Genomic DNA, 23,701 nt, shown 5'->3' with positions numbered 1-23,701 from the left:
ACCGCGCGCTCCGTCGTGGAACTTCCCTCGACGTGGAACTTCCCTCGACTTCCGGGGCCGCTCAGGGTACGGTCCAGCAGACCGTAACGGGTTTCGGATATCAGCCTTTCCAACCCCGACCGATCCGCTTCTAACACGCTCGCGGCGGCGCGCCCAAGGCCCGTCGCGCACTGGCGTGTCCGCACGTTTTCCCTGTTCAGAGCCCTCCATAGCGCATTGTCAGCCATCTGACAGCGCACAAGCTGTGCGCCTCGTTCGGGTGTCTTGGCGGAAATACTTTGGCTCTGTGTAACGGACTTGCCGCACATGGGTGACGTTGGCCCTATCATCACTCGGGTCGGCTCACCCCTTTTGCCGTGAGTCGACACCCCTCAGCCCGAGGAGGCCGCCGTGCCTGTGAGAGCACTGCACCAGCAGCTGTGGGGCGTGTGCCGTAGTACGGCGCACCCCGGAACCGCCGTGCCGGATCGCGCCGCCCCCGGCGCGGGTACGGTCACGGCTCCCATCGCGGCCGGGTCCCGGCGACCGGTCCCGCGGCCTCGGCCGGCCGGGGAGGCCCAGTGAGCACATACGGATACGCCGACGGAGCGAGCGGCGGCACGGCTCGGAACACCCGCCTCGCCCTCACCGAGGGCCTGGACCGGCTCCGCGTCTCCGTGGACGACATGCTGAGCCTGGCGGTACGTGGCGACGGGGGCTCGAAGCGGATCCGGAACCGTCCACATCCGAACGAGACGCCGCCCCGGCACAACACCCCGGGCGGCAACGCCCGACCGGTCGGCGGCCGGGTGGCCAGTCCGGCCCGCCCGGCGATGCCGGCCCAACCGGGTGCCACGACGCCGCCCGCCCGGACGGACCTGCCGGAGAGCGAGACCGCACTGCTGCCGGTGGTGCCGGCCACCGAGAAGCCGGCGGGCTCCGGCAGCGGCGGCGCACCCCCGACCGGCTATCCGTCCCGGCCCGACGAGTCGGACCCGGCCCGGGAGGTCTGGGCACTTGTCGAACGGGCCCAGGCCGGCGAACCCGAGGCGTTCGGCCTGATCTACGACCGGTACGTCGACACGGTCTTCCGGTTCGTCTACTTCCGGGTCGGCAACCGGCAACTCGCCGAGGACCTCACCTCGGACACCTTCCTGCGGGCCCTGAAGCGGATCGGCAGCTTCACCTGGCAGGGCCGCGACCTGGGTGCCTGGCTGGTGACCATCGCCCGGAACCTGGTCGCGGACCACTTCAAGTCCGGCCGGTACCGCCTCGAAGTTACTACGGGTGACGTCCTGGATGCGGACCGCGAGGACCGGGGGCCGGAGGGCAGCCCGGAGGCGGCGGTGGTGGAGCACATCACCAACGTCGCGTTGCTCACCGCCGTCAAGCAACTCAACCCCGAGCAGCAGGAATGCATCGTTCTGCGCTTCCTACAGGGTTTCTCGGTCGCCGAGACCGCCCAGGCGATGGGTAAGAACGAAGGCGCCATCAAGGCTCTGCAGTACCGCGCGGTCCGCGCGCTGGCCAGGTTGCTGCCGGACGGATTCCAGCCGTGAGGCGCCGCCGCCGGTCCCCGGAACGGATCGTGACGCCGCTCACTCTTCGTAGTATTTCCCGCCACCCGCCCGTAACCGGTCGACCCCACCGACCGTTTGTCCGGGTGCGACCGGTGGTTGGCCCGACGGCCCGCCGACCGGTCGGTCGGACAGCGGATCCGGTCCCGGGCACCGTGACCTGGTCCTGAGGTCAGCCACCGTCGTACCCGCCAGGGCGAGACGACGCCGACCGCAGCATCGCGACCAGCGAAGGGAGGTGTCGGCGGTGAGTTGGAAGACCTTCTACCGCCAACGCGCCGAGCGCTTCGCGCAGCTGCTCGACGAGGCCGGCGGAGGCCGTCGCCACCACGTCCGGTCCCGCGTCGACGACGACCTGGCACAGCCGTTGACCGTCGGACGACGACTCCGGGAGATGCCGTCCGCCGTCGAGGTCGATCCGGACTTCCGGGCCGGCCTGCGGGCCATGCTTGTCGCCACCGCCGAGCGGGAAGGGATCGGTGCGACCGCCACCGACGAGGTGATCGTCGACGGCGGTGGTCAATCCGCCGCCCGCCGACCCGCTCACCCCGCGTTCCGGGGGCCGCACACCCGGGCCCGGGCCAGGGGCGCCGTCGTCATCGGCGTCGCGGTCGGTGCGATCGCCGTCTCCGGGATGGCCGCCGCCAGCGAGAACGCGGTACCCGGCGACGCGCTCTACGGGATGAAGCGGCACACCGAACGCGCCCAGCTCGCCCTGGCCAGCTCCGACCTGAGCCGAGGACAGCTCTTCCTCGACTTCGCCCGTACCCGGCTCGCCGAGGCCGCCGCGGTCGGTGGCCAGAATCTCGGCTTCTCCGCCGTCCTCGACGACATGGACGCCGACACCCGACAGGGCATCAAGCTGCTGACCAGCGCGGCGGTGCAGCGCCGGGACCAGGCGGCGCTCGACGCCGTGGACAGCTTCCTGCGCGAGCAGCGGCCCGGCATCGCCCGGCTCTTCGAGGGCACCACCCGGGCCACCCGCAGCCGGGCGAACGACTCGCTGACCCTCCTCGACGACGTACGGCAGCGGTCGGCGAACCTCCGGGCCGCGCTGGCCTGCGGCACCGGCGCGACCGGCCGGGCCGACTCGATCGGACCGCTGCCCCGGGCCTGCCCGGGCAACCGTGGTCCGGCCGGCACCGCGCCGGACTCACCGTCGCAGGCGGCCGAGTCGGACGACGAGCGGGGTACCCCGGAGGAGGCGCCGCGCGCCCCGGAACGTACCTCGGCGCCGAAGGCACCCGCCCCGACGTCGAGCCCGGAACAGCCACCGGCGATGCGCGACCGGACCACGAGCGAACCCGTGCACCGGGTCGGCGGCTGAACACCGCTCCCCAGCCTCTTCCCCAGCCGACGGCGACGCCGCTGGCGCACCGGCCCGTACGGGCGGCGGCGCGGCCGGAGACCGGGTACGCCTCGACCGATCCGGCTACCCTCGCTGTGTACGCCCAGCGAGGAGGTTCCCGCGTGGTCCGCGCCCGCAAGGTCACCGTCGGCCCCGACGAGACGCTGACGGTCAGCACCGACGAGCACGGCCACACCGCCGGCTGGGCCGACGCGGGACCGGACGCCCCACCGGCTCCCCCGGCCCGGACCGACCCCGCGGCCGCGGCCTTCTTCGACGTGGACAACACGGTGATGCAGGGCGCCTCCATCTACTGGTTCGCCCGGGGTCTGGCCGCCCGCAACTACCTCACCACCGGCGACCTGGCCCGGTTCGCCTGGCAGCAGCTCCGGTTCCGGGTGCTCGCGGTCGAACACGCCGGCAGCATGTCCCGGGTCAAGGAGGCGGCGCTGGCCTTCGTCGCCGGCTGGCGGATCGAGGACGTCGAACGGCTCACCGAGGAGATCTTCGACGAGCTGATGGCGCCCCGGATCTGGGCCGGCACCCGGGCGCTGGCCCAGCAGCACCTCGACGCCGGCCAGCGGGTGTGGCTGGTCACCGCCGCACCGGTGGAGATCGGCCGGATCATCGCCGCCCGGCTCGGCCTGACCGGTGCGATCGGCACCGTCGCCGAGATCGAGGACGGGGCGTACACCGGCCGGCTGGTCGGTGACCTGATGCACGGGCCGGCCAAGGCGGACGCGGTGATCCAGCTCGCCACGGTGGAGGGGCTGGACCTCGCCCGCTGCGCCGCCTACAGCGACTCCGCCAACGACCTGCCGATGCTCTCCGCCGTCGGGCGGGCGGTGGCGGTGAACCCGGACGGCACGCTGCTGCGGCACGCCCGGGAACACGGCTGGTCGGTGCACGACTTCCGGACCGGACGGAAGGCGGCCCGGATCGCCGTACCCTCGACCGTGGCCGCCGGGCTGCTGGCCGGCGCGGTGACCGCCGGGCTGGCGCTGCGGCGCCGGCTGACCCGCTGACCTCCCCCCGACCGGCCCGCCGCCTCCGCGCACCCCGGCCCACTGACGCCCGCGTCGGGGTGCGGTTCAGGGGCCGAACGGGTCGGGGCGCTTCTCCAGCAACTGGTGCAGGGTCTGCTGGATCGTCTCGCGCACCTGGTCGGCGAGGTTGAAGACGACGAGCGGATCGTCGGCTGAGTCGACCAGGTGCGCGGTGGGGATCGGCGGGCAGAACTCGATCAGCCACTTGCTGGGCAGCGGCACCGCACCGAGCGGGCCGAGCCACGGGAAGGTCGGCGTCACCGGGAAGTACGGCAACTTGAGCAACCGGGCCAGCGGCTTCAGGTCGGCCAGCATCGGGTACGTCTCCTCGGCGCCGACGATCGCCACCGGGACGATCGGCGTACCGGTGCGCAGCGCGGCGGAGACGAAACCGCCCCGGCCGAACCGCTGCAACTTGTAGCGGTCCGCGTAGAGCTTGCCGACGCCCTTGAAGCCCTCGGGGAAGACGCCGACCAGTTCCCCCCGGCCGAGCAGCCGCTCGGCGTCGGAGTTGCAGGCCACCGTGCCGCCGGTCTTGCGGACCAGCTCGGAGACGACAGGCATCCGGAAGACCAGGTCGGCACCGAGCAGTCGCAGGTAGCGCTGCCTGGGGTGCCGGTCGTGCAGCACGGCCGCCAGCACCAGTGCGTCCATCGCGACCGTGCCGGAGTGGTTGCCGACCACCAGCCCGGCGCCGTCGACCGGCAGGTGGTGCACGCCGAAGACCTCGGTGCGGAACCAGTCGCGGTAGAGCCGGCGCAGTACCGGGTGGAAGACCTGGTCGGTCAGCTCGGGGTCGAAACCGAACTCGTCGACCTCGTACTGCCCGGAGAGGCGTCGGCGCAGGAAGGCGAGTCCGGCGGCGACCCGCCGGTCCCAGACGTCCCCGGGCCGGTCGGCCACGGCCGGATCGGGCGGTCCGGCCGGCGGCCCGCCCGAGGATCGGGGCGGTCCCGGCCGGTGTCCGTTGCGCCGTGCCGGCTGGTCCAGCTCGCCGCCGTCACCGGTCATCCCGGCCACCCCGCTTCACCGGCCCGGCACCGTCGACCAGCCCGGCACCGTCGACCAGCCCGGCACCGTCGGCCAGCCCGGCACCGTCGGCCAGCCCGGCACCGTCGGCCAGCCCGGCACCGTCGGCCAGCCCGGCACCGTCGGCCAGCCCGGTGTCCCCGGCCGGGTCGCTGCCGTCGACCAGCCCGGTGCCCTCCGCCCGGCCGGCTCGGGCCGGTGGGACGGCGGGCTCTGTCGCAGCGGCACTCTCGACCGCGCCGAGTTGGGCGATCCGGTCCCGGACGGTCGCGCGGGTCTGCCGGATGCCGTCCATGATCACCTGTTCGGCCCGGCGGAGCTGCTCCGGCCCGAGCACCGTGCCGTCCCGGCGGCTGGCGATGAACTCGTCGAAGGCGGCGGCGGTGGATCGCGGAGTGAAGCCGTACTCGGTGGTCAGGCGGGTGGTGTCGACCACCCGGCCGTGCACGAACAGGTCGACCTGGTCGAGGCCGTACCATCCGAAGCCCAGCACCCGGGCCAGCCCGGCCGCACCGGAGAGCCCCTGCTCCACCACCGGCAGGGCGACCCGGCCGGCCCGGCGGATCGCCTGGGAGAGCGCCAGCACCCCCGGCCCGGCGACGTTGAAGGTCCCCGGGTGCTCCTCCACCACCGACCGGTGCAGCACCTCCAGCACGTCGTCGAAGTGCACGAACTGGAGCCGGGGATCCCGGCCGAGCACGGTCGGCACCACCGGCTGGGCGAAGTACCGGGTCAGCGTGGTGTCCGCCATCGAGCCGATGAACGGTGCGAAGCGCAGCACGGTGGCGGTGACGTCGGGGCGACGGCGCCGGAAGCCGCGGACGTACCCCTCGATGTCGAGGATGTCCCGGGCGAAGCCGCCACGCGGCACGGCCCTCGGCTCGGTGTCCTCGGTGAAGACCGCCGGGTCCCGGAACGACGCCCCGTAGGCGGCCGTCGACGAGCGGACGACCAGCTTGCGCAGCCGGGGCGCCCGCTGGGCCGCGGCCAGCAGCTGCATCGTCCCGATGACGTTCTGCTCCTTCATCGCCACCCGCCCGCCCTGCTGCGGGTCGGCGGCCGTGGCCAGCGCCAGGTGCACGACGGCGTCGGCGCCCAACTCGTCGACGATGGTGCTCACCGCACCCGCGTCGGCCCGGACCCGCTCGACGCCGTCGAGCAGACCGGCGATCTCGGCGGCCGGTTCGTGCACGTCGAGGCCGACGACCCGGGCGATCCGCCCGTCGGCGACGAGCCGCGACGCGACGTGCGCGCCGAGGAAACGGCTGACCCCGGTCACCACGACGACCCCCGGCGCACCGGGGGTGCTACCGGGGGTCACCTCGTGCTCCGCACGGGACGACCCGGGCCGGGCCCGGACCGCCGCGACGTCGTCACGTGGGCCTCCGAAGGTCGACAGCTGACCGGCTCACCGCCGGCCGGGCAGACGCCCGGCCGGGGTCACTTGCCGAGACGGCGGCGCTGGACGCGGGTCTTGCGCAGCAGCTTGCGGTGCTTCTTCTTGGCCATGCGCTTGCGGCGCTTCTTGACCACCGAGCCCATACGACAGCCCTTCCGATGCGACGTGCTGGTCGGGCCGGCGCCACCCGGAGGTGTCGTCGGCTACCGAGCTGGACAACGGACCGGGCCGGCACGACGGGCTCGCACCCGTGTCGGCACGTGGCCACGGTCGCGGTCCAGACTAGCCCGCGGCCGTCGGCCGGGCGAAAGCGCCCCCACGGAGAACCGCCCGGAGCACTCCGGGACCGCCTACCGCCCGGAGCACTCCGGGAGTGCCTACCGCCCGACGACGCGACCGGCCCCGGCTCCTCCGACATCGCGGCTCACCCGTCAGCGGCTCGCGGCTGCGCCGTCAGGCCGTCTCCTGGAAGGCACCGCGCAGGTAGTCGTGCACGGCGTGCTCCGGCACCCGGAACGACCGGCCGACCCGCACCGCGGTCAGCTCGCCGGAGTGCACCAGCCGGTAGACCGTCATCTTCGAGACCCGCATCAGCGTCGCCACCTCGGCGACGGTCAGGAACCTGACCTCCGGCATTCGGCTGTCCGGTTGTGGTGATCCCGTCATGGCTCACCAACCCATCCCAATCCCCGGCGCGTGCCCGGCGGGATGCTTCCGCGCCGCAGCTACGCGCGTGTTACCAGTACGGTAACGGGACGGCTGTGACCGGCGCGATGCCTTCGGACAATTGATCACCCCTGACCCGCCGGTCGACGCCTGGGAACCTCCCGGAACCGCCCGGCACGGGTCATTCGGCGCGGAGCGCGACGACCGGGTCCAGTCGACCGGCACGCTGGGCCGGCACCACCCCGAACATGATCCCGACCGCCGCCGAGACCCCGAAGGAGAGCGCCAGCGACCACCAGGTGACCACCGCCGGCACCGGGGAGAGGGCGGCCACCAGCAGCGCCGCGCCGACCCCCAGCCCCATCCCGAGCACCCCGCCGAGCGCGGTGAGGAGTACCGCCTCCAGCAGGAACTGGACCCCGATGTCCCGGGGGCGGGCGCCGACCGCCTTGCGCAGGCCGATCTCCCGGGTCCGCTCGCGCACCGAGACCAGCATGATGTTGGAGACCCCGACGCCGCCGACCAGCAGCGAGATCCCGGCGATCGCGGCGAGCACCCCGGTCAGCACCCCGAGGATGTCCCCGAGTACGCCGAGGATCTGCTCCTGGGTAACCGCGCTGAACTCGGTGTCCGGGTGCCGTCGGGTCAGCTCGGCCACCACCCGCTGGCCGAGGTCGTCGATCTCCTCCCGGTCCGGCGCCTTGATCGCGATCCCGTCGATCCGCTGGGTGCCGTAGAGCCGGTGCGCGGCGGTGACCGGGATGTGCACCTCGTCGTCCCGGTCCACCCCGAGGCTCTGGCCCAGCGGGGCGAAGACCCCGACCACCCGGAACCGCACCCCGGCGATCGCGACCTGCTGCCCGACCGGCTCCCGGTCGCCGAAGAGGGTGCGGGCCACCGTGGCGCCGAGCACCGCCACCCGGCGACTGGTGTCCACGTCCGACGAGGTCAGGTAGCCGCCCCGGTCGAGGTCCCGGACGAAGACCTCGGGAGTGGTCTCCAGTACGCCCTGGACGGTGGTGAACGCGGAGCGGTTGCCGGCGCGTACCGTCTCGCCGGAGGTGACCGTGACCGCCACCCGGCGCGGATCGCCGACCACCCGGTTGACCGCCTCGACGTCGGCCAGGGAGAGTCGGGAGACCGCCGGTGCCGCGCCGAAGTCCAGCCGGCCGGGCACCACCACCAGCAGATTCGACCCGAGTCCCTCGACCTGCTGCTCCACCTCGCGCTTGGCGCCGGTGCCGATGGCGACGAGCACCACCACGGCGGCCACCCCGATCACCACCCCGAGCATGGTGAGCATGCTGCGCAGCCGGTTCGCCGCCAGGGCGTCCAGCGCGACCCGCCACGCCTCGGCGACCCTCACGGGCCGTTCCCCGCGGCACCGACACCACGCCCGGACGGCGCGTCGGCCTGCTGTTCCCCGGCGGGACCCGGATCGGCATCGGGGCCGGGACCGGGATGTCCGCGGCGTCCGGTGGCTCCGGTGGCGCCACCGGAGCCACCGGACGGGTGCCCCGAGTCGCTTCCGGACGCTCGTCGGGGCTCCGCGCTGGGAGCGGGATCCACTATCTCAGGCCCCCGACGCGCCGCCGGGGCCGGCTCGGCAGCTGTCCCAGCCGGCTCGGCAGCTGTCCCGGGCCCCCGCCGCGTCGCCGGGGCCGGCTCGGCAGCCGTGCCAGGCTCCCGCCGCGCCGCCCGGGTCGGCCCGGCAGCCGGCGCGACCACCTGGCCGTCGCGCATGGTGATCTGGCGGTGTGCGCGTTCGGCCACCTCCCGGTCGTGGGTGACGAGCACCAGCGCCACCCCGTCGGCGGCGTTCAGCTCCTCCAGCAGAGCCAGCACGGACTCGCCGGTGGCGCTGTCCAGGTTGCCGGTCGGCTCGTCGGCGAGCAGCAGCACCGGGTCGGTGACCAGGGCCCGGGCGATCGCCACCCGCTGCTGCTCACCGCCGGAGAGCTGGTTGGGCCGGTGGTCCAACCGGTGCCCGAGGCCGACCCGGCCCAGCATCGCGGCCGCCAGCTCCCGCCGCCGCCGGCCGCCGACTCCCCGGTAGACGAGCGGCAGCGCCACGTTGTCGAGCGCGGAGGTCCGGGGCAGCAGGTGGAACGACTGGAAGACGAAGCCGATGGTCTCGTTGCGCAGTGTGGCGAGTTCCCCGGCGTCCAGCGTGGCGACGTCCCGGCCACCGATCACCAGCCGGCCGGCGGAGGGTCGGTCCAGGCCGCCGAGCAGGTGCATGAGCGTCGACTTGCCCGACCCGGACGGCCCGACGACCGCCAGGTAGTCACCGGCGGCGATGGTCAGCGAGACGCCGCGCAGCGCGGCCACCGACACCCCGCCCAGGTCGTACGTCCGGACCAGGTCGACCGCCTCGACCGCCACCCCGGACCGCCGGGCGGCGGTCACCGTACCCGCTCTCCGGGGCGCACCTGGTCACCGCCGCTGACCACCACCTGCTGGCCCGGCTCCACCCCGCTGACGATCTGCACCAGATCCTGCCCCTGCACGCCGACCGTCACCGGCACCTGCTCGGCGATCCCGTCCCGGACCACCCAGACCGCGTCCCGGCCGTCCGCCGAGCGCAGCGCCGCCGCCGGTACGGTCACCGCGCCGGCCGCCTCGCGGACCCGCAGCCGGACCACCGCGCTCATCCCGGGGCGTGGTGCCGGGGCGGCCCGCCCGTCGGCGAAGCGCCCGGGGCCGAGCGAGAGACGCACCCGGTACGACACACCGCCCCGGGCCGAGGTGGTCGGCAGTACGTCGACCGAGCGGACCCGGGCCGGGTACTCCGCCCCGGTGGCGGCGTCCAGCTCGACGCTCGCCGGCACTCCCTGGTCGACAAGCAGCACGTCGGTCTCGTCCACCTCGGCGACCAGTCCGAGGTCGGTCAGGTCCACAACGGTCAGGATCGGGGTGCCCGCGCTGACCCGGCCACCGACCGGCACCGCCCCGTCGACGCCGGCCAGCGGCGCGGTCGGGTTGCCCGTGCCGAGCATCCCGGCCGGATCGACCCCGGCCGGCGCACCGAGTCCGCCGGTCGCGCCGAGCAGTCCGGCCAGCGCGTCGGCGCTACCGGCACCGGCCGCCGGGGACGCGGGGCCGCCGAGCTGCACCACCCCGCCGATCGGTGCCCGCAGCACCAGCGCGTCCACGGTCGCCTTCGCCAGGTCGTACGCCTGCTCGGCCTGGAGGCGCTGGGCGGCGGAGAGGGCGCGTACCGCCGAGTTCATCCCGGCGACGCCACGGTTCACGGCGCGTACCGCCGCACCGGCGCTCTCGGCCGCCGCCGCGTACTGCCGCTCCGCGACCTTGACCTGGGCGAGCAACGCGGTCCGGGCGGCCGGGTCGGTGAGCCTGCCGGCGGCGTCCCGGGCGGCCCGGAACGCCTGCGCCGCCGCCCGGTCGGTGCTGCGGCGCAGCCGGGACAGGTCGGTGCCGCCGCCGACGCCCCGCCCGGCGGCGCGGGCCGCGTCGAGCGCGCGGCGGGCCTTGGCCAGCCGGTCCCGGGCGGACGGCGACTCGACGACCGCGAGCACCCGGCCCGCCCTGACCCGGGCACCGGGCCCGACCCGCAGCTCGGCCAGGACGCCGTCGGCGGGCGCGCTGAGCGTGGCCGCCGCCCGGGCGGTCACGCTGGCCGGCGCGTCGACGAGTTCGGCGACGTCGGCCCGTTCCACGCTGGCCAGCCCGACCTGCTGGTCGGACTCGCAGGAGGCCGCGGAGAGACCGAACAGGACGGTGGCGGCGAGGAGGGTGGCGGACACTACGGGTCGACGGGGCCGGACGGGTCGACGGGGCCGCGGCGCTGCGGACAGGCGCGGCGGAGAGGCGCGACGCACGCCGCAATGGTACGAGGTGCCGCCGTCACCACCTGGCAGGACGCGCGGGCCGGCGAGCCGGCCGGGACCGCGGGCTGCCGGCACGGCCTGTCCCGGATCTGCGGAAGTGGCAGCCGGCCGACCGTCCGTGCCCCGGTCCGCCGGCGGTCCGCACCGGTCAGCGGGCGGTCTTCTTCACGAACGCCACGCACTCGTCGTGCAGCTTGGCCCAGTCCCGGCCGAACACCTCCCGGGAGGCGTCCACCTCGGAGCGGCCGTCGTGCACCACCGCCTTGAAGAAGGCGAGTACCTCCTGCTCGCCGAACCGGTCCACCAGGTGCCGGACGGCGAGATAGCCGACCCCGTAGCTGCCGGCGACGTGCCAGTCCTCGGAGCGGGCGCTCGGCGACACGTCCGCCAACTCGCCGTTCCAGCCCGACTTCACCAGCCGGTCGACGTCGTCCAGGCTGTCGTACCGGCTCGCCGGCCGGCCACCGGCGGCGGCGTGCTCGGCGAGCCCCTCCACCAGCCACCAGGCGTCGTCGCCGATCCGGTCGGCTCCGGCCAGCGAGGAGGCGTGGGTCAGCTCGTGCCGCATCAGGTCGGCGTACTGGCCCGGCACCACGGCCTTGGAGTTGAGCACCAGGTCGTACTGGTCACCGCCGACCGGTACGGCGTACCCGGCGGTCCACTCCGCGCGGTTGCCGCCGTACCAGCGGCTCCACTCGTTCGGGCCGGCGTAGAAGATCAGGTAGCGCTCGGGCGGGGAGCCGTCCACGGCGTACCGGTCGGCGACCTTGGCCGCCCGCTCCCCCTCGCGGAGCAGGTCGGGCAGCCGGTCCCGGAACGCCCGGGGCGCGGCGACCAGGGTACGTTCGCCGATCGACGCGACCAGTTCGTCGCTCTCCCAGGGTCGGGGGCGGCCCGGCCCGCCGGCCTGGTCGGTGTCGATGGCGAACAGCCGCGGCGGCCCGGCGGCCTCCTTCCACCGGGTGACCATGGTGATCTCGTTCGGCTCGCAGTCCGGGCCGACGAAGCAGTGCGCGACGGTCAGGTTGGCCCGCCACTCGCCGGCGGTGTTGAGTTCGCTCACCCGGCCCAGCAGCTTCGGCTCCCACCTGCTGACCCGCATCGCCCGCAGGGTCCGGAAGTCGCGCCGGAGCTGGCGGGCGATCGCCGTGTTCGGCTGGGCGAGCCCGACGTAGCCCTGCTCGTCGCCGCCGAGCAGCGCCTTCGCCTGACCGTCGAGCAGGCTTCGGACCTGTTCGGTGAGCCACTCTCCGGTGACCGAGGGCGGGTCGCCTGCCTTCGGGCTGGCCACCGCCCCGGCACCGGCGACCGGGCCGGTCGGGCCGCCGGCCCGGTCCAGCAGTACCGCCCCGATCGCCACCGGCGCCGCGCAGAGCAGCAGCGCCACGACGGTCCCGAGTCCCACCCAGAGCGGCCACCGACGGCGACGCGGCGGCGGAAGCACCCCGCCCGACACCTGATAGCCGCCCGACACCTGATGACCGCCGGGCACCGGATAGCCGCCGGGCACCGGATAGCCGCCGACCGGATGACCGGGGTACGTCGGACCCGCCGGATAACCAGTGGCCTGGTGACCGCCGAACGTCTCGTCGGCGGCCGGCGGAGGGCCGCTCCACTGCTGGTCGACTGCTGGCGGAGGGCCGCTCCACGTCTCGTCGGCGGCCGGCGGAAGGCCTTTCCACGGCTGGTCGACGGCCGGCGGACGCCCGCTCGGCGGCTGGTCGTCGGCCGGTGGGCGGTGGCGGTACTCCCCGTCGGTCACCGCCGGAGAGTACGACCAATCGTCCAGCCGTGTGAACCTGCCCCTGCCGGGCCACTTCCCGAGCCGGCGGCCCGGGGTGGCGACGGGGATTCCGGACGTTCGGCGGCGGCCAGCCAGCACTGCCGGGCCGAGCCGAGCAGCAGGGCCGAGGAGGCCACCGAGCCCACCGCGCCGGCCAGCGCCGGCACGCCCCCGCCCTCCGGCGGCAGTACGGCCAGCAGCCCGCCGCAGACCATCGTCACACCGACCACCACCGAGGCGAGTACGGCGGTCAACCGGATCGCCGCCGGAGGGATCTCGACGTGTCGGGGTCCCCAGCGCAGCAGTACGACCGCGACGAGGGCGGCACCGAGGGCGAGCCCGGCGAAGGTGTCCGTCACCCGGGCCAGCCACAGGTACGCCGCCCCCGGCTCGGCACCGTCCCAGAAGCGTTGCCAGCCGCCGAGTCGACCCAGCAACTCGGAGGCGCCGTACTGCCCGCCGAGCACGCCGACGAGCAGCAGGGCGGTACGCCGTCCCTGGGCCACCGCCAGTACGTCCTGCAGGCCCGCCGCGATCCGCTCGGCGGCACCGAACTCCCGGACGGCCAGCCGTTGCGCCTGCGGGGCGGTCAGCCCGGCGTGCCGGTAGCCCTCGGCGGCGTCGGCGAGCGCGTCCCGGATCTCGGCCAGCATGTCGGTCCGTAGCCGGGCGGACCCCCGCAGCCGGTCACCGACCGCCGAGACGTACGTGTCGATCGGCGCGGTCACCGGTCCAGTTTCCTCGTCCCGGCCGCACGTCGGCCATCCGGAGTAACCCTGACCCGGATATCGCCTTCCTGGGCGCTCACGGCGACAACGCGCTTCTCGACACTCCTGCCCCTCACTGTGCCCGATGTACGAATCGTCCCTGAACTGCACCACTCCGCCCTGCCGAGAGGTACGTCCAGGAAATGCGGGCTCTGCAGTTTTCTGCCCGAAAACAGATTGACGCGGTCTGGCCCGCATCTATCCGATTAGCGCTTTTCCGGCGTGGCCCTGCCTGGATTCCACTGATTCGTGGGTTTTCTTCACGAAGGCCCGCCATGCGCAGAACACCACCGTACGGTGACGTTAAGTGGCTGCAAACCTATTTGTGGCCCTCCGCGCCCCAGATGGTGCGGCCGTGTCTTGTATCCGAAAGGCAGGGAGCTTGATGTCCGAATTCCAAGGGAGCCACGTCGATCCTGGTCAGTCCACGACGCGGCCAAAAAGGCGGCGGTCCCGGTGGTTCTTAACCGGGGGCATCGTCGCTGGCAGCCTGGTAGCCGGCGCGGCTGGCCTGACCGGGGTGGCCACGATGGCCGGGGACCAGGGCCTGTCAGGCGTGGACCTCCGGCAGTTGTCCGTGGTCCGCGCCGACAACGACAAGGACGATCACGGCAAGGACCACGGGTCCAGGGACTCGAAGGACGAGTCCGGGGGCCAGCAGGGCTCGCACGCCGGTGGCGGGGACTCGGCGGGCGGCAACTGGCAGGACTACTGCAAGCCCGGTGGCGGTTGGCAGGGCCACGGCGACGAGAAGGCCGAGGAGTCCAAGGACTCGAAGGAGTCGAAGGAGTCGAAGGACCCGAAGGCGGGACCGGCGGCGACCAAGGACCCGAAGGCCGGACCCACGGCAACCAAGGACCCGAAGACCGGACCGGCCACCGGATCCAAGGACGCCAAGGACAAGCACGAGGACGCCAAGCCGGCACCGACGACGACCCGCGACCCTAAGGCCGGACCCACGGCAACCAAGGACCCCAAGGCCGGACCGGCCACCGGATCCAAGGACGCCAAGGACAAGCACGAGGACGCCAAGCCGGCACCGACGACGACCCGCGACCCTAAGGCCGGACCCACGGCAACCAAGGACCCCAAGGCCGGACCGGCCACCGAGTCCAAGGACGCCAAGGACAAGCACGAGGAGTCCAAGGGCTCCGGCTGGCAGGGCGGGTCGCAGAACGGGTCGCAGGGCGGCTCGCAGAGCGGCTCCGGCTGGCAGGGCGGCTCGCAGAACGGGTCGCAGGGCGGCTCGCAGAGCGGCTCCGGCTGGCAGGGTTCCGGCGAGAACGGTTCGTCCGGGGAGGCCCCCGGCTCCGACAGCTCTCGCTGGCACGGCGGGTCCCAGGGCGGCAGCCAGAACGGCTCCGGCTCGGAGGGCTCGGGCTGGAACGGCGGGTCCCAGGGCGGCCAGGAGGGCCGCGAGGGCTGCGAGTCGGACAAGCGCGAGGACTCGGACAAGCACGAGGACAAGGTGACCTCGGTCCCGTGCGACCCCGACGCGTTGGTCGCCGCACTGGTGCACGCCAACGCCCAGGGCGGTGGCAGCCTGAAGCTCGCGCCGAAGTGCACCTACACGCTCACCGGCTCCGGTGACAGCGGGGAGAAGCACAACGGCAAGGGCGGGAAGGCCACCGACGGCATGCCTGCCGACGCCGCCTCGACCAACGGCAGCGCCGGCGCGTCGGCCAAGACCGGCAAGAACGGCAAGAAGCACGACCGGTCCGGTCTGCCGGTGATCAAGGCGCCGATCAAGATCAAGGGTGAGGGTGCGACGATCACCCGGGACACGTACGCCCACGACTTCCGCTTCTTCACCGTCCGGGACGGTGGCGAGCTGGAGCTGAGCGAGGTCTTCCTGGAGAACGGCCGGGCGGACGAGGGCGGCGCGATCTCGATCGACCACGGCGGCACCGCCACGGTCAAGCGGGTCACGATCTCGGACAGCACCGCTCTCGCCAAGAGTGGCGGCGGCGGCGCGATCTTCAACGACGGCCACCTGGCGATCGTCGAGAGCAAGTTCGAGGACAACAACTCCGCCGGTAACGGCGGCGGCGTCCTCAACGGTGGTGTGCTCACCGTCGAGAAGTCCGAGTTCTTCACCAACAGTGCCGCCAAGGCCGGCGGTGGGCTCGCCAACTACCAGGGGGCGGCCGACATCACCAAGAGCGCCTTCGAGCACAACAACGCGGCGGAGGGCGGCGGCATCGCCAGTGTCTCGGCCCGGACCAAGGTCTCGGACGGCGAGGTCAACGGCAACACCGCGAAGGTCGGCGGCGGGCTCTTCAACAAGGACGCCACCCTGACCGTCCGGGGTCTGCACATCAGCAAGAACCTCGGCACCGGGGACGGCGGCGGCATCGCCACCGTCAAGGGTCTGCTCACGGTGGACGAAAGCAAGATCACCAAGAACACCACCCGGGGCGACGGCGGAGGCATCTTCGCGCAGAAGTCCGAGGTGATCGTGCGGCACACCCAGATCACCGAGAACAGCGCCGTAGGCGCCCACTCGGTCGGCGGCGGCATCGCGGTCGAGGGTGGTTCGCTGGTGCTGAAGAAGAGCAAGCTGGTGGAGAATGACGCCACCAAGAAGGGCGGCGGGCTCTTCGCCGAGCACGGCAAGGTCAAGGTGGACGACGACACCGTGATCAGCAAGAACCGGCCGGACAACTGCGCCGGCACCGAAGAGATCGACAACTGCTTCGCCTGATCCCGGTAACGGGCGCAGGTGACCGGTGGCAGGGTGACCGGCAACGGACACCAGGGCCGGTGACGGAGCGGACGCATCCGGTCCGTCGGGGGCAACGATCGGCAGATCGTTCCCCTCGGCGGGCCGGATGCGCGTCCACGGGTACCCGGCGACCGAAGGGCGCGTCAAACCGGGCGGTCCGGGCCGCCCGACGGCTCGGCCGGCGGCTCGGACCGGCGGATCAGGCCGGCGGATCAGGCGACGTCGAGGACCCGGCGTACCCGGGAGAATCGGCCCGCCGCCAGGTCCCGGTCCGCCAGCCAGAACGAGACGCCGACGAGCTCGCCCCAGGCGGTCCCCTGCTCGGCCTCCAGGGACAGCAGCGGCCGGTGACCCGGCAGCGCCGCCACCGGGCTGTCCGACCAGCCCAGCAGCCGGTGCCGGACCGTCGGCAGCCGGTCACGGATCTCGGTGACCAGCCCCATCACCCGGGGCGGGTCGGTCGAGAAGAGCGACGCCAGTTCCGGATCCTCGTAGTCCGGCGCGGCCAGCACCGGGGCGCCGACCAGCGGCAGCGCCGGGATCACCACCGCGTCCGGCGGCGCCGCCCGGTCCGGCTGCCCGACGGGTACGTGCAGCACGGCGCAACCGTCGTCGCCCGGGTCCGCCCCGAAGTCGGCGTGGACCCACTCGTCGGCGAAGAAGTGCAGCACCCCGTCCCGGGGCAGTGTCCACTCCGGACCGAGCAGCGGCGCCAGCGCGGCACAGTCGAGCCGGGCCAGCAGCGTCATCGGCCGACCCTGGTGGTGCGGCCACGGCACCCCCTCCGGCAGCCCGGGGAGCCCGCCGTACCAGCCGGCGACCGGGCCGGCGGACGCGCCGTTGCGGGAGCGGGCCGGCACGGCGAGGCCGATCGACGGGCGGACCAGGGCGAGGAGCTGTTCGACCAGGTCGGGAGCGCCCTGCGCCCGGGGCGAGTCGGCGAGAGCGGTACGCAGCGCCGCCATCGCGCGGGAGAAGTCCATGGCGTCCGAGGATGCCAGGCAAACCGGCCGGATCCCAGCCGGACGAATCATCGACCGACACCTGCCCGGGTGAGCCACCGCCGGCCTCCGCCGCCGAGTTCCGCTGTCGGATTCCGCCGTCGGATTCCGCCGTCGGATTCCGCCGCCGGGTTCCGCCGTCGGATTCCGCCGCCGGCCGGGAGCGGCCTGCCGGATGCCGTCCCGGCTACTTCCGGGTCGCCACGGCGCGGGCGAAGAACGCCAGGTTGGCCGGGCGTTCGGCGAGCCGGCGCATCAGGTAGCCGTACCAGTCGGTGCCGTACGGCAGGTAGACGCGTACGGTCTGGCCGGCCTCGGTGAGTCGGGCCTGCTCGTCCGGGCGTACCCCGTAGAGCAGCTGGAACTCGAACTCCCGCGGGGTGCGGTCGAACCACCGGGACCGGTCCTCGGCGATGGCGATCAGCCGGGGGTCGTGGGTGGCGATCATCGGGTACCCGGGGCCGGAGAGCAGGATGTTCAGGCACCGGACGTACGACTTGTCCACCTCCCGGGCCGACTGGAACGCCACCGACTCCGGCTCGGCGTAGGCGCCCTTGCACAGCCGCACCCGCGACCCCGGAGTCGCCAACTCCCGGCAGTCCGCCTCGGTACGCCGCAGGTAGGCCTGGAGCACCGCGCCGGTACCCGGAAAGTCCTTGCGCAGCTCGGCCAGGATGTCGAGCGTCGAGTCGGTGGTGGTGTGGTCCTCCATGTCCAGGGTGACCGTGGTGCCGGCCGCCGCGGCGGCGGCGCAGATCGCGTGCGCGTGCTCCCGGGCCAGCCGCTCGTCGAACTTCTGGCCCAGCGCGGAGAGCTTGACGCTGACCTCGGCCGGCGGGGTGAGCCCGGCCTCGGCGAGCCCGCCGAGCAGGGTCAGGTACTCGTCCCGGACGGCGGTGGCCTGGTCGGGGTTGACGGTGTCCTCGCCGAGGTGGTCGAGGGAGACCGCGAGGCCGTCGGCGACGAGCTGGCGGGTGGCGCGCAGCGCGTCGTCGGTGCTGGTGCCGGCGACGAACCGGCGTACGACGTCCCGGGTCAGCGGGGCCGTCTCGACGAGCCGCTCGATCCGGGATGACCGGGAGGCGGCGAGGATTACCGATCGGAGCATGAGCCGAGCGTAACGCCCACCGGTTCCCCGTACCCGACGACCGGAGCCCTCGGATGTGGGAAGGGCTCCCGCAGCACTTCGCTACGGCTGTGGGTGTCGGCGGTGGCGCGGATCGGTTACAACGATCTCGTGGAAAAAGTTTCGCGCCGCCGTCTCCGGTCCGCGAGCGTGCAGCTGGGCGCGCTCACCGCCCTCGCCGTCACCCTCTCCGGGTGCAACCAGGTCGCCGACGACGACGACTGCGACTCCCGGCCGAGCACCCCACGCCCCCGCTCGCTCGCCCTGGCCGCGTACGCCCCGGCCGTCGCGTCCGCCCCGGCCGAGTCCGGCGGCAGGCCGGCCGGCGGCGCCACCGGGGTACTCCCCGAGCGGGGCGGCTTCGGCACCCACCTCGCCTCCTGCGGCGGCTGACGGTGCGCCGGGAGACGAGCATCCCGCGCCCGGACTGGTCGGCGACGGTACGCGCCCAGGGCCTGGTCTACGCCGACACCGAGCTGCCGGACGGCGGCCTCATGTCGTACTGGGACGAGAGCGCCTGTTACGCCTTCGACCTCGACGAGGTACTCCGACTGGAGGAGGCGACCGAGGAGCTGCACCGGATGTCGGTGGCCGCCGCCGAGCACGTGGTGGCGCGGAACAGGTTCGCCGAGTTCGGCATCCCGGCCTGGGCCGCCGACGCGGTAACCCGGTCGCTGCGGGAGCAGCCGCCGACCCTCTACGGCCGGTTCGATCTCTGGTACGACGGCTCGTGGCCGCCGAAGCTGCTGGAGTACAACGCGGACACCCCGACCGCGCTGGTGGAGGCGTCGGTGATCCAGTGGTACTGGCTGGAGGACACCCACCCCGAGCTGGACCAGTGGAACAGCGTGCACGAGCGGCTGGTCGCGGCCTGGCAGCGGATCGGCGCCGGCCTGCACGACCCGATGGTGCACGTCGCCTGGTCGGACGAGGAGGAGACCGGCGAGGAGCAGATGACCGCCGGCTACATTGCCGAGACGGCCCGGCAGGCGGGGTTGAAGTCCGAACTGCTGCCGATGCTCCAGATCGGCTGGGACGGCCGCCGGTTCGTCGGCCCGCCCGGTCCGGACGGGGTGAGTCCGCCGATCCTCACCTGCTTCAAGCTCTATCCCTGGGAGTGGATGCTCGCCGAGCCGTACGGCCGCCCGGCGCTGGACCCGGGCACCCCGACCACCTGGATCGAGCCGGCCTGGAAGCTGCTGCTGTCCAACAAGGCGCTGCTGGCCGTGCTCTGGGAGCTCTATCCCGGCCACCCGTACCTGCTGCCGGCGTACCTCGATTCGCCCCGGGGAATGCCGGAGTACGTCGCGAAGCCGCTGCTGGGCCGGGAGGGCGGTTCGGTGCGGATCGTCACCGCCGCCGGAGAGATCGCCAATCCGGGCATGTACGGCGGAGAGGGATGGTGTTACCAACAATTCCGGGCGTTACCGTCGTTTTCGGATAATCATCTGGTGTTGGGCAGTTGGGTGGTGGCCGGCGAGGCGGCCGGCGCCGGACTGCGGGAGAGCCGGAGCCTGATCACCGACGGCTACGCGCGGTTCCTTCCTCACTACGTGGACGCACCACGGGAGCCGTAAGTCGTCTACGGTTGTCGGGTGAACTTCGACGCGTACGCCCGGACCGGGGTCGATCTCGTCAACGCACGACTCGACGACCTCGACGACCTGCGGGCCGTTTTCACCGACGAGCACGGCTGGATGCGCCACGAGGTGACCGATCGGGACGTCGCCGCCTTCCGGCGCGCGCAGAAGCGCCTGCGGGACGTCTTCGAATTCGGTTCCTCGGGACGGGACGCCGATGCGGTCACCGAGCTGAATTCGCTTCTGGAGATATATCCCGTCCAGCCACGCATCTCCGGGCACGACGCCAAGGACTGGCACATGCACGTCACCAGTCGGGGTGCCTCGGTGAGTGCCGAGTTCCTGGCCGGTGCCGTATGGGGCCTATCGGTCTGGCTGTGCGAGTACGGCAGTTCCCGGTTCGGTGTCTGCGCCGACGACCGGTGCGGCAACGTCTATCTGGACACCTCGTCCAACTGTTGCCGCCGGTTCTGCTCGGAACGCTGCGCCACCCGGTCGCACGTCGCGGCACACCGGGCCCGTAAGCGGGCCGCCGTGGAGGCGCAGGCGCCGGCCGCGGTGCAGGCGCCGGCCGTGGCGGCACCTGTCGAGGAGAAGACCCCGGCAACGGTCGGCTGACCATCGCGCGGTGGCGCCCCGCCGACCGGCAGGGGTGCCACCGCCCGTCCGGCGCGGTCGCCGCTCCGGAGGGTCGGTAGCGCCGCCCGGTGCTGCCCTATCCCGACCCGGTCACCGGCCGCTCCCCGCCGGTGGCGCCGCCGGTGCCGCACCATCCGCAACGCCCGAACTGTCCGAACTGTTCGGACCGGGCGGCTGGTCCGGCCAGCTCCGTGCCTCGGCGCGGAACACCTCGGGATCACTCTGCACCGGAATCACGCAGAGCAGGTGCCCGCCGGGCGCGCGGAGCACGTGGCACTCCTGCCAGATCGCCACCTCGGTCGCGCCGAGCGCGACCAGCCGGGCGACCTCGGCGGCGACGTCGTCGGTCTCGACGTCGAGGTGGTAGCGGGCGTCGGCGTCGACCGACTGGATCGCCGTCACCAGGCCGGGGATCGCGCCGCTCAGCGACCTGAACTCCGGCTCGTTCGGCTGCGGCCGGGCCGGTGTGCCGAACACCCCCGACCAGAAGGCCGAGCCGGCGCCGACCTCGGCTTCCGGGATGTCGATGATGACCGCGTAGGTCCGGGACCGGTGCACCAGCAGGACGTTACGCGCGATCCGGGCGCACCGCAGCGCGCGGCGTCAGCCAGCCCGGTCGCCGGTCAGGTCGAGTCGCCAGTCGTTGGAGCGCATCAGCCGCCCCTTCGGGAACTCGAAGTCGGTCTCGCCGAGCAGCTCGAACCCGGCCTTGCGGCAGACCGCGTTCGAGGCGGCGTTCCCGACCGAGGGATAGGCGTGGGCGTACCGGTGCCTCCGCCGGGCGCGGGCCACCTCCACCACCGCCAGCAGCGCGGCCGTGGCCAGCCCCCTCCCCTGGTACGCCGGCAGGATGTTCCAGCCCATCTCGTACACCGTCTCGCCGTGCCAGACCCGCTCCCAGTAGCCGACGCTGCCGACCGGTGTCCCGTCCGGCGGCGAGACCACCCGGAACATGCGTCCCGGGCCGGTACCGCCGGACCGGACGTAGCGCTCGTGCCGGGCGAGGAGTTGCTGCTCGGTCTCCGGGCCGCCCAGGTGCCGCTTCATCTCCGGGGTGTTGATCCGGCGGAGCAGGTCGAGGTCGTCCTCGCTCCACGGCTCGATCCGGACCCGACTCGTCTCTTCGGCCACGCCGTCCGACTCTATCGGTCGTCCACCCCGGGAGCGCGCGGTCGCCGACAGGGGTCCGGGGCAGTGGTGGGGCCGGGCGCTGGTGGGGGCCGGGCGCTGGTGGGGGCCGGGCGCTGGTGGGGGCCGGGCGCTGGCGGGGGCCGGGCGCTGGCGGGGGCCGGGCGCTGGTGGGGTCAGACCAGCAGGAAGCGGTCGGGTGGCAATGGCCGGTCCGCGATCCGGATGTCCCCGATCCACCCGTAGAAGCCCTGCCGCACCACCCGGTCCCGGTGGTAGGCCCCGACCAGCCACGGCGCGCCGGAGGTGGCCAGCCCGGACGCCGGGGTGGTGGGGTTGCGCAGCGACCGGGCGCCGTCGACGTAGAGAGTGCTGAGCCGACCGTCGTTCACCACTGCGACGTGCACCCACTCGCCGGGCCGCAGCTCGTGGCTCCAGTTGGCGACGATGCCGTCGAGTCCGACCGGGAACACCGCCCATCGCAGCGCCATCCCGGCGGAGAGGCCGAGCAGCGCGGCCGGCTCCGCCGGGTCGGCCCCGGTCTTGCCGGCGTCCCGGCCGGTGCCGGCGCGGCTCAGCACGCACATCCCGGCCGAGTCGGTATCCCGGACGTCGGCCGGCAACTTCAGGTACGCCTCGACCGTGTAGCCGTGCGGAAAGGTCGCGGCGTTCAGCGGGGCGCCGTCGACGGTACGCAGGTAGCCGCCCCGGGGTGGTCGGCTGCCGCCGGCGAAGAACAGGCTGGCGTGCGCCGGCTGGTCGGCGTGGTGGTCGGCCGACCAGCGCAGCGCCGCCGGCCCGCTGCCGGGCAGGCTGACCCGGGTCAGCGGGTTGCCCCGGCCGGAGAGGTCGTCGATCCGGTGGCCCTCCGGCACCGCCTCGCCGTCCGGCCGCTGGTCGAAGCGCCAGTACGCCACGATCCCGTCCTCGACGACGGTGGCCGGTCCACGCGGCGGGCGGCGGGTGACCGGGGAGAAGCCGGCGAACCGCGCGGCGAAGTCGACGGCCAGGCTGAACCGGTTGGCCGGGTCGGTCAGCTCGACCTCCCGCCGGGCCGGCGCGGTCCGCCGCCCCGGCGGCTGCCCGAGGATCCACGGCGAGAGCGTCTCGACGTCGACGGTGTTCCGGGCCAGGTCGAACGAGTAGAGCCGGAGCATCCCGCTGCCGCCGTAGTACCGGTCCTGGTAGTTGGCGACGTGCACGTGCGTGTCCCGACCGGCGGAGTTGCGCAGCACCAGCCGTCCCGGCGGCCAGTAGTGCCCGTTCAGGGTGAGGAAGATCTGGTCGCTGTCCCGGAGCAGCCGGTCCCAGAGCCGCTGGCCGTGCTCGGCCAGCCAGGTGGCGCCGGTGTGGTCGGCGTCGGCCAGGTCGTGCGTGGTCAGGATCGCCGGACTGCCCGGATACGCCGCCAGCACCGACCGGGCCCAGTCGAGGGTGCCGTCCGACGGCCGCCAGTCCAGCGCCAGCAGCAGCCAGTCCCGCCCGGCGGCGGGAACGACGTGGTAAGTGTTGTAGCCGTCCGGCGTCGCACCGCCGTACGTCGGCAGGTGGCGGAACCGGTGCGGCCCGAAGACCTCCAGATAGCCGCTCGGCCCGCGTACGTCGTCGGTGCGGGACGGGTCGACGTCGTGGTTCCCACCCAGCACGCTGTACGGCACCCGGTGCCGGTCGAGGATCCCGAAGACCTCGCCCGCCCGGGCCAGCTCGGCGGGGGCGGCGTTCTGCACGATGTCACCGAGGTGAGCGGTGAAGACGATGTTCCGCTCCGCCCGGTGCGCCACGATCCAGCGCAGCGTCGCCGCCAGCGGCTCCGGGTCGCTCCGGTCGCCGTCGAAGAGATACTGGGTGTCCGGGATGACGGCGATGGTGAACCGGGGCGAGCCGGGGTCGGTGCCGGGCCCGTCGTCGTCGCCGAGCCGCTGCCAGGCGAGGGTGGCGGGCGGCAGCAGCGCTCCGGCGGTGGCCCCGCTGACCAACCCGGCTCCGACCAGTCCGGCGCCCTGGAGGAAGTCGCGCCGGCTCGGCTGCTGTGCCATGGACGTCTCCTCGGGTCCGGG

At 73.5% G+C, this 23,701-nt stretch carries 18 protein-coding genes and 3 pseudogenes; 7 read left to right on the top strand and 14 right to left on the bottom strand.

Annotation, left to right across the window (positions count from 1 at the left end; genetic code table 11):
* Positions 1-665: 665 nt before the first annotated feature.
* The 3 genes and pseudogenes from ACN28A_RS17635 to ACN28A_RS17625 all read left to right on the top strand — a co-directional run bounded on the left by ACN28A_RS17635 (position 666) and on the right by ACN28A_RS17625 (position 3,929).
* On the top strand, positions 666-1,538 hold the full coding sequence (locus ACN28A_RS17635; RefSeq protein WP_421404462.1) for an ECF subfamily RNA polymerase sigma factor, BldN family: 873 nt from the start codon (positions 666-668) through the stop codon (positions 1,536-1,538).
* A 256-nt stretch (positions 1,539-1,794) separates the two neighbouring features.
* Positions 1,795-2,685: pseudogene (locus ACN28A_RS17630) on the top strand (DUF5667 domain-containing protein); the annotation flags it as partial.
* Between the two features lie 341 nt (positions 2,686-3,026).
* Entirely contained in the window at positions 3,027-3,929 is a 903-nt protein-coding gene (locus ACN28A_RS17625) for an HAD family hydrolase (protein WP_421396534.1), read from the top strand.
* A gap of 66 nt (positions 3,930-3,995) precedes the next feature.
* Here ACN28A_RS17625 and ACN28A_RS17620 read toward each other — a convergent pair whose 3' ends face one another.
* The 9 genes and pseudogenes from ACN28A_RS17620 to ACN28A_RS17580 all read right to left on the bottom strand — a co-directional run bounded on the left by ACN28A_RS17620 (position 3,996) and on the right by ACN28A_RS17580 (position 13,406).
* The gene (locus ACN28A_RS17620) at positions 3,996-4,961 is read right to left on the bottom strand and encodes a lysophospholipid acyltransferase family protein (RefSeq protein WP_421396533.1); all 966 of its coding nucleotides are present in this window, start codon (positions 4,959-4,961) and stop codon (positions 3,996-3,998) included.
* Positions 4,962-5,232: 271 nt separating this feature from the next.
* A pseudogene (locus tag ACN28A_RS17615) lies at positions 5,233-6,300 on the bottom strand (NAD-dependent epimerase/dehydratase family protein); the annotation flags it as partial.
* A gap of 119 nt (positions 6,301-6,419) precedes the next feature.
* Positions 6,420-6,521, bottom strand: a complete 102-nt coding sequence (locus ACN28A_RS17610; RefSeq protein WP_007465623.1) for a 30S ribosomal protein bS22 — start codon at positions 6,519-6,521, stop codon at positions 6,420-6,422.
* A 310-nt stretch (positions 6,522-6,831) separates the two neighbouring features.
* Positions 6,832-7,044 (bottom strand): helix-turn-helix domain-containing protein, encoded by a 213-nt coding sequence (locus tag ACN28A_RS17605; RefSeq protein ID WP_278065762.1) that lies wholly within the window; start codon positions 7,042-7,044, stop codon positions 6,832-6,834.
* A gap of 181 nt (positions 7,045-7,225) precedes the next feature.
* A complete protein-coding gene (locus ACN28A_RS17600; protein ID WP_421396532.1) occupies positions 7,226-8,410 on the bottom strand; it encodes an ABC transporter permease in 1,185 nt (394 codons plus the stop codon).
* Between the two features lie 352 nt (positions 8,411-8,762).
* Positions 8,763-9,429 (bottom strand): annotated as a pseudogene (locus ACN28A_RS17595) (ABC transporter ATP-binding protein); the annotation flags it as partial.
* A gap of 20 nt (positions 9,430-9,449) precedes the next feature.
* Positions 9,450-10,886: an efflux RND transporter periplasmic adaptor subunit gene (locus ACN28A_RS17590; protein ID WP_421396531.1), complete on the bottom strand. Its 1,437-nt coding sequence runs from the start codon at positions 10,884-10,886 to the stop codon at positions 9,450-9,452.
* 157 nt (positions 10,887-11,043) lie between these two features.
* Positions 11,044-12,657 carry a hypothetical protein gene (locus tag ACN28A_RS17585; RefSeq protein ID WP_421396530.1) on the bottom strand — a complete coding sequence of 538 codons (1,614 nt, stop codon included), beginning with the start codon at positions 12,655-12,657 and terminating at the stop codon, positions 11,044-11,046.
* A complete protein-coding gene (locus tag ACN28A_RS17580; RefSeq protein ID WP_421396529.1) occupies positions 12,654-13,406 on the bottom strand; it encodes a permease prefix domain 1-containing protein in 753 nt (250 codons plus the stop codon). Before ACN28A_RS17580 ends, ACN28A_RS17585 begins: the two co-directional genes overlap by 4 nt.
* 568 nt (positions 13,407-13,974) lie before the next feature.
* Between ACN28A_RS17580 and ACN28A_RS17575 the strand changes: the two genes are divergently transcribed.
* Positions 13,975-16,149: a hypothetical protein gene (locus tag ACN28A_RS17575; protein ID WP_421396528.1), complete on the top strand. Its 2,175-nt coding sequence runs from the start codon at positions 13,975-13,977 to the stop codon at positions 16,147-16,149.
* A gap of 233 nt (positions 16,150-16,382) precedes the next feature.
* Here ACN28A_RS17575 and ACN28A_RS17570 read toward each other — a convergent pair whose 3' ends face one another.
* Both ACN28A_RS17570 and ACN28A_RS17565 read right to left on the bottom strand, forming a co-directional pair.
* On the bottom strand, positions 16,383-17,153 hold the full coding sequence (locus ACN28A_RS17570) for a DUF1963 domain-containing protein (protein WP_421396526.1): 771 nt from the start codon (positions 17,151-17,153) through the stop codon (positions 16,383-16,385).
* Positions 17,154-17,358: 205 nt separating this feature from the next.
* Complete coding sequence (locus ACN28A_RS17565; protein ID WP_421396524.1) at positions 17,359-18,279, bottom strand: proline dehydrogenase family protein; 921 nt, start codon at positions 18,277-18,279, stop codon at positions 17,359-17,361.
* A 168-nt stretch (positions 18,280-18,447) separates the two neighbouring features.
* Between ACN28A_RS17565 and ACN28A_RS17560 the strand changes: the two genes are divergently transcribed.
* From ACN28A_RS17560 to ACN28A_RS17550, 3 genes are read left to right on the top strand one after another with little or no spacing between them, the layout of a single operon-like run.
* A complete protein-coding gene (locus tag ACN28A_RS17560) occupies positions 18,448-18,690 on the top strand; it encodes a hypothetical protein (protein ID WP_421396523.1) in 243 nt (80 codons plus the stop codon).
* Between the two features lie 2 nt (positions 18,691-18,692).
* Positions 18,693-19,874: a glutathionylspermidine synthase family protein gene (locus ACN28A_RS17555; RefSeq protein ID WP_421396522.1), complete on the top strand. Its 1,182-nt coding sequence runs from the start codon at positions 18,693-18,695 to the stop codon at positions 19,872-19,874.
* An 18-nt stretch (positions 19,875-19,892) separates the two neighbouring features.
* On the top strand, positions 19,893-20,495 hold the full coding sequence (locus ACN28A_RS17550) for a CGNR zinc finger domain-containing protein (protein ID WP_421396521.1): 603 nt from the start codon (positions 19,893-19,895) through the stop codon (positions 20,493-20,495).
* 111 nt (positions 20,496-20,606) lie between these two features.
* Here the strand turns inward: ACN28A_RS17550 and ACN28A_RS17545 are convergent, their stop codons facing one another.
* The 3 genes from ACN28A_RS17545 to ACN28A_RS17535 form a co-directional block, all read right to left on the bottom strand.
* Positions 20,607-21,074, bottom strand: coding sequence for a VOC family protein (locus ACN28A_RS17545; RefSeq protein WP_421396520.1), 468 nt, complete (start codon positions 21,072-21,074; stop codon positions 20,607-20,609).
* A gap of 45 nt (positions 21,075-21,119) precedes the next feature.
* Entirely contained in the window at positions 21,120-21,647 is a 528-nt protein-coding gene (locus ACN28A_RS17540) for a GNAT family N-acetyltransferase (protein ID WP_421396519.1), read from the bottom strand.
* 173 nt (positions 21,648-21,820) lie between these two features.
* A complete protein-coding gene (locus ACN28A_RS17535; protein ID WP_421396517.1) occupies positions 21,821-23,680 on the bottom strand; it encodes a LamG-like jellyroll fold domain-containing protein in 1,860 nt (619 codons plus the stop codon).
* Positions 23,681-23,701: the final 21 nt, after the last annotated feature.

The organism is Plantactinospora sp. WMMB782 (assembly GCF_049179135.1).
GTDB lineage: Bacteria > Actinomycetota > Actinomycetes > Mycobacteriales > Micromonosporaceae > Plantactinospora.
Note: the sequence above shows the minus strand (reverse complement) of the source record. Positions and strands in the feature narration are given on the sequence as shown.